The organism is Streptomyces sp. NPDC041784 (assembly GCF_055591025.1).
In genome coordinates, this window is sequence record NZ_JBVJAB010000021.1 from 1 (window position 1) to 10,219 (window position 10,219).

A 10,219-nucleotide genomic window follows, 5' to 3' on the forward strand; every position below is an offset into this window, starting at 1 on the left:
ACTCCCGGACACTGCGACGCTCCGCGTCGCCACCACACGATGCCATTCCTCCCAGGCGTAAACGCCTGGGGTTCCTCGCAAGAATCTCGCTGAAGAAGAACCAGGACGGCGCCACCTGGCTGGTCGCGGTCGCCACCGACCAGACCGCGTCCTCGATCATCCTGGAGTCCGGTGAGCCGGTCATCTCGATGGGCGGCTGGTCCGGCACCGACGACGCCATGACCCTCGCCAAGCTCAAGACCCTGGTGAAGTCCGGCAAGCTGCGCTACATCGTCATCGGCGACAGCGGCCAGGGCTCCTCGAACTCCGAGATCTCCGCCTGGGCGAAGAAGAACGGCACGGCGGTCTCCGACTACGACGGGCTGTACCGCCTGGACGCCTCCGACGTGAACTGACCGCACGCGAGGCACGAAAGGAGGGAGCACCCCCGGCCGGGGGTGCTCCTGTTTCGGCGGAACCGGTCAGGCCGCGGCGGAACCCGCCCCGGCCGTCGGGAACCCGGACGTCCGCAGCACGCGCCCGCCGGCGAGCACGGCGTACACCTCGCACCCCTCCCGGGACGCCGCCCACTCCACGCCCTGGGCGCCCAGCGCGAACGCGGCCGTGGCGACGGTGTCGGCCCGGGTGAGGGTGGGGGCGACGACGGTGAGGCTGTCGAGGCCGGTGGCCGGGCGGCCGGTGCGGCCGTCGAGGATGTGGTCGCCGCGCTCGTAGCGGGCGGAGGTCGCGACCGCCGCGTCGCTCAGCTCCAGCACGGTGCACAGCTTGTCCGCGAACTCGGGGTGCCGCACGCCGACCCGCCAGGGACCGCCGGAGACGACCACGTCGCCGCCGGCGTTGAGGCAGAAGCGCCGCAGCCCGGCCGCCGTCAGCAGGTCCGCCGCCCGCTGCACGGACCAGCCCTTGACGACCGCGCACGGGTCGAGGCGCCGGCCGGGCAGCCGTACGTCGAAGGCTCCGCCGGTGGCGACCCGGTACTCCTCGCACAGGTCGAGCACCTCGGTGAGGTCGGCGCTCAGCTCACCGGGGGACAGCTCGCCCCGGTCCAGCCGGGACACCTCGCTGTCCTCCTTGAACGGGCTGAACCGCTCGTCGACCTCCCGCAGCCACGCGAAGACGGCGTCCGCGGCCGCCTCGGGAGCCCGCTCGTCGTCGACGCGCAGCGAGACGGGGAAGCCCATGACGTGCTCGACCCGGTGCATGTCAGGCGCCCTTCGCGTCGATCGCGGCCTGGAGGGACTCCTTGTAGCCGTCACTCGTGAGGGTCGCACCGGACACCGTGTCGATGTCCGCGCTCTGCGCCTCGAGCGTCTCCGAGATCAGCTGCGGCACCGCCGCCGTCGTCTGCGGATGATTCGGCTGCTTCAGCATCTTCACGGCCGTGATGGTGTCGCCGTCGAAGGTCACCTCGACCTGGACGTCGCCCTTCTCGGTGGTCACGGTCGAGCCCGCCACCGTCTGCGAGGCGGCGGCGGATGCCGACGCCGAGGCCGAGGGGGTCGCGGAGGCGGCGGCCGCCTGCGCGTCGATGGCCGCCTGGAGGGACTCCTTGTAGCCGTCACTCGTGAGGGTCGCACCGGACACCGTGTCGATGTCCGCGCTCTGCGCCTCGAGCGTCTCCGAGATCAGCTGCGGCACCGCCGCCGTCGTCTGCGGATGATTCGGCTGCTTCAGCATCTTCACGGCCGTGATGGTGTCGCCGTCGTAGGTCACCTGGACCTGGACGTCGCCCTTCTCGGTGCTGACGGTCGTACCGGTGAAGGTCGATCCGGCGGCGGAGGTGCCGGAGGACGCGGAGGACGTCGTGGCCGGTTCGGTGACGGTGGTGGACGTCGAACCGGTCGACGGCTCGTAGCGCCAGACGGGGATCAGGCCCACCACGGACAGGACCAGGACAGGTATGGCTCGCTTCACGATGTCTCTCTCATCCCGCCAGGCTGAAGCGTTCGAAGTGGATCTGCGGTTTGGGCACGCCCAGCTCGCGCAGGGTGGCGAGGACCGCGTTCATCATCGGAGGGGGCCCGCACAGGAAGACGTCCCGCTCGGTGATGTCCGGTACCAGCGCGGCCAGTTCCCGCGGCGCCAGCCGGTCCGGCACCGGCGGCCCGGTGACCAGGTGCAGCTCGGCGCCCTTGGCGACGGCCAGCTCGCGCAGCTCGTCGTAGAGGACGGCGTCACGTTCGCCGGACACGCGGTAGACGACCACGGCGTGCCCGTGGATCTCCTCCAGCAGCGCCCGGATCGGGGTGACGCCGACGCCGCCGGCGATGAGCAGCGACTCGGGGCGGGTGCGGTGCATCGTGGTGAAGGCGCCGTAGGGGCCCTCGGCGAAGACCCGGGTGCCGGGCTTGAGGTGGCGCAGGGAGGCGGAGCCCTCGCCGGCCGCCTTCGCGGTGAGCCGCAGCCGGGTGCCGTCGGGCGCGGCGGACAGCGAGAACGGGTTCGCCTGCCACCAGCGGTCCTTGGTCAGGAACCGCCACAGGAAGAACTGGCCGGCCCGGGCGGGCAGCCGGTCCAGGTCCCGGCCGGTCATGTACACGGAGACCACGTTGTCGGACTCGGGGACGACCGCCTCGACGCGCAGCTGGTGGCGCCAGTTCCGCCACAGCGGCAGGAGCAGCCGGCCGGTGAGCACCGCGGCGCCGGCCACGATCCACAGGGTGTACCAGTACGCCGTGGCGGCGGACGACGCGGTGAAGGTCGTCCCGACGGCGACCTGGTGGGTGAAGGCCAGGACCACGGCGACGTAGGTGTACAGGTGGATGAAGTGCCAGGTCTCGTAGGCCAGTCGGCGCCGCGCCCAGCGGGCGGAGACGCCGCCGATGACGAGGATCAGCGCCATCGCGACGGTCGCGCGCAGCACGCCCTCGACGGTCTCGGCGAGGTCGACGAGCTGGCTGACCGGGTCCATCGACGAGGACTCGGCGTAGCCGAAGGTGATGAACACCAGATGGGCGACCAGCGTCCAGAGCAGGCCGAAGCCGGTCCAGCGGTGCCAGTTGGTCAGCCGGTCCATGCCGATCCGGCGGTCCAGCCAGGGCAGCCGGGCGACCAGCAACAGCTGGAACGCCATCAGCAGGGCGCCGTACAGCCCGGCGAAACGGCCGATGACGACCAGCGCGTTGGAGGCGAAGCCCGCCTGGACGGCGAAGAGGGTCACGACGGCCGCGTTCGCGGCCAGCACGGCGTACAGGCCGGTACGGGCCACTACTTTGGGACGTATCGCCGTGGGGGGTACGGGAGGCGATTGGAGGGTCGTCACGGACGGAAACTCCTTGATCGGGTCCTAGAACACAGAGCTTCTCCGTGCTGTGCTGTCGTTTTCCTGTCGTACAACTTTCAAGAGCTTATCGATCTCCGCGCGGGTGAGACGGGGGTGCTGCGGGCGGGGGTGCGTGACGCACTATGAGCGGGTGGAAAAAGTACGACTCCTCGTCGTGGACGACGACCCGCCGATCGCCGACCTCGTGGCGACGGTCGCCCGCTACGAGGGCTGGGACGCGGTGACCGCGAACTCCGGTCAGGAGGCGCTGCGCCGCGCCGGCGAGTTCCATCCCGACATCGTGGTGCTCGACCTGATGCTGCCCGACATCGACGGCTTCGGTGTGCTGGACCGGCTGCGGCGGTCCGGGACGATGGTGCCGGTGGTGTTCCTCACCGCGCGCGACGGGGTCGCCGACCGGGTGGCGGGGCTGACCCGGGGCGGCGACGACTACCTCGTGAAACCGTTTGCCGTGGAGGAGCTGATGGCCCGGCTGCGGACCGTGCTGCGGCGCAGCGCGGGCCCCGTCTTCCAGCGCTCGGTCCTGCGGGTCGCGGACCTCACCATGGACGAGGACACCCGCGAGGTGCGCCGCGCCGGGAAACTGCTCACGCTGACCCCGACCGAGTACGAGGTGCTGCGCTACCTGATGCGCAAGTCGCCGACCGTCCTCACCAAGGCGCAGATCCTCGATCACGTCTGGGAATACGGGTTCGGCGGCCGTTCCAACGTCGTCGAGCTGGTGGTCAGCCGGCTGCGCCGCAAGCTCGACGCGACCGGCGACGACCCGCTGATCCAGACGGTACGCGGTTTCGGATACGTGATCCGGCAGGCGTCCGAGTGATAGGCCGGCTGCGGCGGTCGTACCGCAGGCTCCGGCTCGGCACCCGGCTCGCGCTGGGCCTCGGCGTGCTGTCCCTGATGGTGTTCGCCGTGGTCGGCACGGCCCTGACGACGTACATGCGGGACTATCTGTCGGCGCAGCTCAACGACCAGCTGAAGCTCGCCCAGGTCGCCCAGTCCAAGAGCATCGCGGACTCCGGCACGCTGGCGGGGAAGAAGTACTACCGCTGGTACTACGCGGTGTACGACGTCCGGGACGGCGCGCCCGTGCTGCGCGAGCCCGAGGACCCCGCCGACGTGCCCGAGGACATCGACGACCTCACCGCCGTCGCCCGGGCGCAGACCACCGTGGGCACCGAGGTGCTGCGCACCGAGCACCTGCGGGGCGAGGGCCTGTACCGGCTGCGCGCCTGCGAGGTGGAGCCCGGTGTGGTCCTGGTCAGCGGCGCGCCGCTGGACGACATCGAGGGCACCGTACGGCAGCTGATCACGATCCAGGTCGTCACCTTCGTCCTGGCGCTGCTGGCGCTGGTGGTGTTCGGCCGGGCGATGCTGCGGCGCGGCCTCCAGCCGCTGAGCGACATGGCGCACACCGCGCACGGCATCGCCTCGCACGACCTCTCCGAGTCGGCGTCCCGGCTCCCGCTGCGCGCGGAGGCGCCGGGCGGCGGTCCCGAGGTGGAGGAGCTGCGCACCGCGTTCAACACGATGCTGGAGCACATCGACGCCTCCCTGGCCGTCCGCGCGGAGGCGGAGCAGCGGCTGCGGCGGTTCGTCGCGGACGCCTCGCACGAGCTGCGTACGCCCCTGATGTCGGTACGCGGTTACGCGGACCTCTTCCAGTACGCGGCCGCCAACGCCCCCGAGGAACGGGACAGGCACCTGGCCCGGCTGCGCGCCGAGGCCGCCCGCATGGGTGTCCTCCTCGACGACCTGCTGCTGCTCGCCCGGCTGGACGCGGCCGAGGTGGACGCCCCGCTGCGGATGGAGGACGCCGACCTGGTGGGCCTGGTCGAGCAGGCGGCCGACGCGTTCCGGGCGAGCCATCCCGGCCATCCGCTGACGGTGCTCCCGGGCCCGGCCTCGGTCCGGCTGCGGCTCGACCCGCACCGCATCCGCCAGGTGCTGGACAACCTCCTCACCAACGCGGCCGTGCACACCCCGGCCGGCACCCCGGTCTCCGTCGGGGTCTCCGTGACCGCCGGCGCGGCCCGAGTGCACGTCACCGACCGGGGACCCGGCATCCCGCCCGGCGACCGCGACCAGGTCTTCGACCGCTTCTACCGCGTCGACAAGGCCCGCAGCCGCGACCGCGGCGGCAGCGGCCTCGGCCTGTCCGTGGCCCGCTCCCTGGTCCGCGCCCACGGCGGCACCCTGGAGCTGGCCGCCGAACCGGGGGCGACGGTGTTCACGGTGACGCTGCCGGCGGCGGGCGGTCAGATGTAGCGAGGAGCCAGGAGCGGAACGACACCCCTCGCCCGGATGACCGCCTCCTACCGCGGGCAGAACTCTCACAGCCCCACGCACCCCGTCGCCCCTCCGCCCGCGCACCGACGGCTTCCGGACACCGCGCCGTCACGCGGAGAGGGGAAGTTCCCTCGCGTTCCCCTTCTCCCCGCCCAGGGCCTGATCCGTCACCGCTGCCGCGTGCGGACGTGACGTGGAAGGACGACGTGCGCCGTGACCCTGCTGCCGCTCGACACCGCCGCCGCCCCGCCCCCGCGCGCGGCCGCCGGCCGCCCGCTGACCTCCGCCTACGCCCGTCACGCCATCAGCCTGCTCCCCCTGCTGTATCTCGGGGCGTGGGCGGCGGTCGACTGGCACGCCGTCCGCGACGGCACCGCCCGCCTGACCACCGCGGACCCGTGGTGGCTGCTGGCCGGGCTCTTCTTCACGTATCTGGGCGCGGTCGCCGCGGCCTGTGTCCGCCAGGGCGCGATCCGCGACCGGCTGCCGCCCGGTCTGCTGGTGGCCTCCCAGATAGCCGCCGGCGCCGCGAACCATGTGCTGCCCGCGAGCATCGGCGCCCACGCGGTCACCGTCCGCTTCCTCCAGCGCCAGGGCATCCCGCTCGCCCGCGCCACCGCGTCGATCGGTCTGTACTCGCTGGTCAGGGCGCTGGCCAAGACACCTCTGGTGCTCGCCTTCCTCTTCATGGCGCCCGTCGCCGCGCTCATCCCGGACAACCGCACGCTGGTGCTGGCCGCGGTGGGCATCGTCCTCGCCCCCTCGGCGGGCGCGCTCCTGGTCGCCGTCGTACGTCCCCTGCGCGGTCCGGCCCTGGAGTTCGTCCGTACGGCCCTCACCGACGTCCGCCATCTGCACACGCGTCCGGGCCGGTTCGTCCCCCTGTGGGGCGGAGCGTTCGCGGCTCCGCTGATCCAGGCCTGTGTGGTGGCCTCGGTGGGGAAGGCCCTGGGCCTTCCCCTGACCTGGCCGGAGCTGCTCTTCGCGTTCCTCGCGGCGAGCACCGCGGCCGGCGCCGTCCCGGCGCCGGGCGGCATCGGCCCGGTGGACGCGGCCCTGGTGCTCGCCCTGGCGGGCTACGGCGCCCCGCTCGCCCTCGCCACGGCCACCGTCATCGGCTACCGCACGCTGACGGTGTGGCTGCCGCTGTTGCCCGGGATGCTGGTGCTGTCCGCGCTGGTCCAGCGCAGGCACCTGTGAGCAGGGGCAGCCCCGTCGGGCGGCTCGGCCCTTGCCGCCGGCTCAGCCCTCGTCGGGCGCCAGCCGCAGCGAGATGCTGTTGATGCAGTACCGCTGGTCGGTCGGCGTCGGGTAGCCCTCGCCGGCGAAGACGTGCCCGAGGTGCGAGCCGCAGCGCGCGCACCGCACCTCGGTGCGCAGCATTCCGTGCGAGCGGTCCTCGATCAGCTCCACCGCGTCGGTGTCCTTCGGGTCGAAGAAGGACGGCCAGCCGCAGTGGGACTCGAACTTGGTCCCGGAGGTGAAGAGTTCGGCGCCGCAGGCCCGGCAGGAGTAGACACCCTCGGTCTTGGTGTCGGTGTACTCACCGGTGAAGGCGGGCTCCGTCCCGGCCTGCCGGAGCACGGCGTACTCGGCGGGCGTCAGCTCCGCCCGCCACTGCTCGTCCGGCTTCTCGACGTCGTACGACATGAGCCTCAGCCCCTCACTGGGAAAGACGGTCCAGGATGCGCGGGCCCAGGTCGGTCACATCGCCCGCGCCCATGGTGAGAACCAGATCACCGGGCTTGGCCATTCCCGCGATCACGTCCGGCACCTGGCCCTTGTCGTGCACCGGCGTCACCTCGGCACCCGCCGCCCGGGCAGCGTCGATGATCAGGGCGCTGGTGACCCCGGGAACCGGGTCCTCGCGGGCCGGGTAGATGTCGAGGACGACGGAGGCGTCGGCCAGGGTGAGGGACTCGCCCATCTCCTTGCCCAGCTCCTGGGTGCGGGAGAAGAGGTGGGGCTGGAAGACGACGAGGATGCGGGCGTCGCCGGCCGCCGCGCGCATCGCCTCCAGGTCGGCCGTCATCTCGGTGGGGTGGTGGGCGTAGGAGTCGATGACCTGGACCCCGGCGGCCTCGCCCTTGAGCTGGAGGCGGCGCTTGACGCCGGTGTACGCGGCGATGGCGGGGGCGAGTTCACCGGCCGGGACGCCGAGGGCCACGCCGGCGGCCAGCGCGGCGACGGCGTTGTGCGCGTAGTGGCGGCCGGGCACGGACACCGTGAAGGTGATCTCCTGCCCGTCCAGCAGAACGGTCACCAGGCTCTTCAGCCCCTGCGGGACGACGGACAGCACGCGGACGTCGGCGTCCTCGGCCTCCCCGTACGTCACCACCCGCACGCCCTCGACCCGCCGGGTCAGTTCCCGCGCGCCCTCGTGGTCGGCGGAGATCACCAGGGTGCCGCCGGGCACGATCCGACCGGCGAAGGTCTCGAAGGACTCGTAGATCTCGTCCATCGACGCGTAGTTGGCGTGGTGGTCCAGCTCCACGTTGAGGACGATCGCGACCTCGGGGGCGTACTTGTGGAAGCTGCGGTCCGATTCGTCCGCCTCGGCGACGAAGATCTCGCCGTCGCCGTGCAGCGCGTTGGAGCCGGGCGCGTCCAGGTCGCCGCCGATCGCGTACGACGGCCCGCGACCCAGCGCGGACAGGGAGACGGCCAGCATGGACGTGGTGGTCGTCTTGCCGTGGGTGCCCGCGACCGCGATCGGCCGCAGCCCGTCCATCAGCGCGGCGAGCGCGTCGGAGCGGTGGACGACCGGGACGCCCAGCTCGGCCGCGCGGGCCAGCTCGGGGTTGTCCTGCCGGATCGCCGAGGACACCACGACACAGCTCGCGTCCTCGGCCAGGTGGTCCGCGGCGTGCCCGATGTGCACCGTGGCGCCCAGCGCCCGCAGCGCCGCCGCCGTCTCCGACTCCTTGGCGTCGCTGCCCGCCACCCGGGCGCCGCGCTGCGCGAGGATCTTCGCGATCCCCGACATCCCGGCGCCGCCGATGCCGATGAAGTGCGGTCGGTCCATGGCGGGAGGAAGGCCGGGTGCCATGCGTGTCTCCTGGGTGGTACGGCGAACGTTCAGTCATCCCGAACCCTATGGCACACGCCAAGGCCGTACGGAACGCCTCACGCCTTGCTGTGCGAGAACAGCTTGAGCACCGGGACACCGACCTTGTGCCGCGCCCTGGAGGCCCAGTCGCGATGGAAGAACTCCTCCACGTAGTGGGGATCGGTGAGCACGATCACCTCGTCCGCCCCGACCTCGTCCACCAGGGACTTCAGCGCGTCCAGCGGATGGTCCTCGACCAGCCGCCCCACCGCCTCGTGGTCGGCCGCGTGGAGCGCCTGGAGGGAGACCTCCAGGGCTCTCTCGCCGAACCCCTTCGCCTCCTCCCCCTCTGGCGTCTCCCGCTCGCGCGCGGCCTCGTCCAGCTCCCCGAGCGCCACGTCGTCGATGGCCCGCAGCAGCCGGTCGGCCTGGTCGCCGCGCGGCTGGAGCAGCACATGGAAGGAGACCTGCTCGTCCCCGTGCAAGGTGGTGACGAACTCCACGTCGGCGGACGTCAGGGCCTTCTCGATCATCAAAACGCTTGTGAACACCAGCGCCCCATCTCTCCTGCGGAAACCATCCTTCCCCGTGCCAGCACGGGTACTGCGAGTCCTAGTCTGCCCACCCGAAGCTAACCGGAACGACAGGTTCCGCCGTTTTCGGGACCTTGGGGGTGTCGCACACCCCCACGTGACCCCACTCGGCCGTCTCAGACCTTTCCGTACCTGCCGAAGAGGAAGCCGTCCTCCTCCAGCAGGGACACCAGTGCGAACCGCTGCGGCACCGCGACCGACGGCCCGCCCGCGATGCGCTGCGCGTCGCCCGCGGTGAGCATCGGCGAGACGGTCAGACACAGCTCGTCGAGCACCCCGGCGGCGACGAACTGCCCCAGCAGCCGGGGGCCGCCTTCGGTCAGCAGCCGGGTGTGCCCCAGCTCGCCGAGCGCCCGCACCGCGCGCGCGGGCTCCACGCCCGTGCCGTCACCGGCGACCACCACCAGGGCGCCCGCCTTCCGCGCGGCGGCCACCCGGTCGGGGGCGGCCGCGGCGCCGGTCAGCAGCAGCGTGGGCACCTGCGGCGAGGTGAAGAGCGGGAGCGAGAGGTCGAGGTCCAGGCTCGCGGTGACCACCGCGATCGCCGGGGCGGGCCCCTGCCCGGCCGCCTTCCGCCGCGCCGCGAACTCCGCACGCGCGCGTGCGGGCCGGTACCCCTCCTGCCGTACCGTTTCCGCGCCCACGACGACGACGTCCGCGAGCCCTCGCAGGGTGCCGAAGATCCGCATGTCGGCGGCGGTGGAGATGGGCTGGGAGCGCCCGTCGTGCTGGGCGGCGCCGTCGAGCGTGGACACCATGTTGGCCCGCAGCCAGGGCCGCGGCTCCCCGGGCGCGGGCTCGGGGTAGGCGTAGGCCTCGGCGAGCTCGTCGAGACTCCACTCCCGGTCCCGGTCCCGGTCCCGGTCCCGCTCCCGGTCGCGGTCCCGGTCCGCGGTCGCCGGGCCGGGCGTGGGGGGGGGGGGGGGGGGGGGGGGGGGGGGGGGCGGGGGGGAGGGGGGGGGGGGGGGGGGGGGGGGGGGGGGGGGGGGGGGGGGGGGGGGTACG

Annotated in this window: 10 protein-coding genes and 1 pseudogene; 4 read left to right on the plus strand and 7 right to left on the minus strand. The window is 72.6% G+C overall.

Annotated elements, in window-relative coordinates:
- A partial coding sequence (locus ACZ6D7_RS33970; protein WP_469499420.1) for a mannosyltransferase YkcB-related protein occupies positions 1–395 on the plus strand: 395 nt, incomplete at its 5' end.
- A gap of 66 nt (positions 396–461) precedes the next feature.
- Here ACZ6D7_RS33970 and ACZ6D7_RS33975 read toward each other — a convergent pair.
- From ACZ6D7_RS33975 to ACZ6D7_RS33985, 3 genes are read right to left on the minus strand one after another with little or no spacing between them, the layout of a single operon-like run.
- Positions 462–1,202 carry an FAD:protein FMN transferase gene (locus ACZ6D7_RS33975; protein ID WP_469499421.1) on the minus strand — a complete coding sequence of 247 codons (741 nt, stop codon included), beginning with the start codon at positions 1,200–1,202 and terminating at the stop codon, positions 462–464.
- Between the two features lies 1 nt (position 1,203).
- Positions 1,204–1,914, minus strand: coding sequence for an FMN-binding protein (locus ACZ6D7_RS33980; protein ID WP_469499424.1), 711 nt, complete (start codon positions 1,912–1,914; stop codon positions 1,204–1,206).
- A gap of 10 nt (positions 1,915–1,924) precedes the next feature.
- Entirely contained in the window at positions 1,925–3,262 is a 1,338-nt protein-coding gene (locus tag ACZ6D7_RS33985; RefSeq protein ID WP_469499427.1) for a ferredoxin reductase family protein, read from the minus strand.
- A 151-nt stretch (positions 3,263–3,413) separates the two neighbouring features.
- Here ACZ6D7_RS33985 and ACZ6D7_RS33990 point away from each other — a divergent pair, with 151 nt between their 5' ends.
- The 3 genes from ACZ6D7_RS33990 to ACZ6D7_RS34000 all read left to right on the plus strand — a co-directional run bounded on the left by ACZ6D7_RS33990 (position 3,414) and on the right by ACZ6D7_RS34000 (position 6,772).
- Positions 3,414–4,106 (plus strand): response regulator transcription factor, encoded by a 693-nt coding sequence (locus ACZ6D7_RS33990; RefSeq protein ID WP_469499429.1) that lies wholly within the window; start codon positions 3,414–3,416, stop codon positions 4,104–4,106.
- Complete coding sequence (locus ACZ6D7_RS33995; RefSeq protein WP_469499432.1) at positions 4,103–5,551, plus strand: sensor histidine kinase; 1,449 nt, start codon at positions 4,103–4,105, stop codon at positions 5,549–5,551. Before ACZ6D7_RS33990 ends, ACZ6D7_RS33995 begins: the two co-directional genes overlap by 4 nt.
- Before the next feature lie 234 nt (positions 5,552–5,785).
- Positions 5,786–6,772 carry a lysylphosphatidylglycerol synthase transmembrane domain-containing protein gene (locus ACZ6D7_RS34000; protein ID WP_469499435.1) on the plus strand — a complete coding sequence of 329 codons (987 nt, stop codon included), beginning with the start codon at positions 5,786–5,788 and terminating at the stop codon, positions 6,770–6,772.
- 42 nt (positions 6,773–6,814) lie between these two features.
- On the opposite strand, the gene msrB is transcribed toward ACZ6D7_RS34000, so the two are convergent.
- The 4 genes and pseudogenes from msrB to ACZ6D7_RS34020 all read right to left on the minus strand — a co-directional run.
- Positions 6,815–7,222 carry a peptide-methionine (R)-S-oxide reductase MsrB gene (gene msrB / locus ACZ6D7_RS34005; protein ID WP_469499438.1) on the minus strand — a complete coding sequence of 136 codons (408 nt, stop codon included), beginning with the start codon at positions 7,220–7,222 and terminating at the stop codon, positions 6,815–6,817.
- Positions 7,223–7,235: 13 nt separating this feature from the next.
- Positions 7,236–8,621: a UDP-N-acetylmuramate--L-alanine ligase gene (gene murC, locus ACZ6D7_RS34010; RefSeq protein WP_469499440.1), complete on the minus strand. Its 1,386-nt coding sequence runs from the start codon at positions 8,619–8,621 to the stop codon at positions 7,236–7,238.
- Positions 8,622–8,698: 77 nt separating this feature from the next.
- On the minus strand, positions 8,699–9,172 hold the full coding sequence (locus ACZ6D7_RS34015; RefSeq protein ID WP_469499443.1) for an indole-3-glycerol phosphate synthase: 474 nt from the start codon (positions 9,170–9,172) through the stop codon (positions 8,699–8,701).
- 158 nt (positions 9,173–9,330) lie between these two features.
- A pseudogene (locus ACZ6D7_RS34020) lies at positions 9,331–10,062 on the minus strand (pyrimidine reductase family protein); the annotation flags it as partial.
- Between the last annotated feature and the right edge of the window lie 157 nt (positions 10,063–10,219).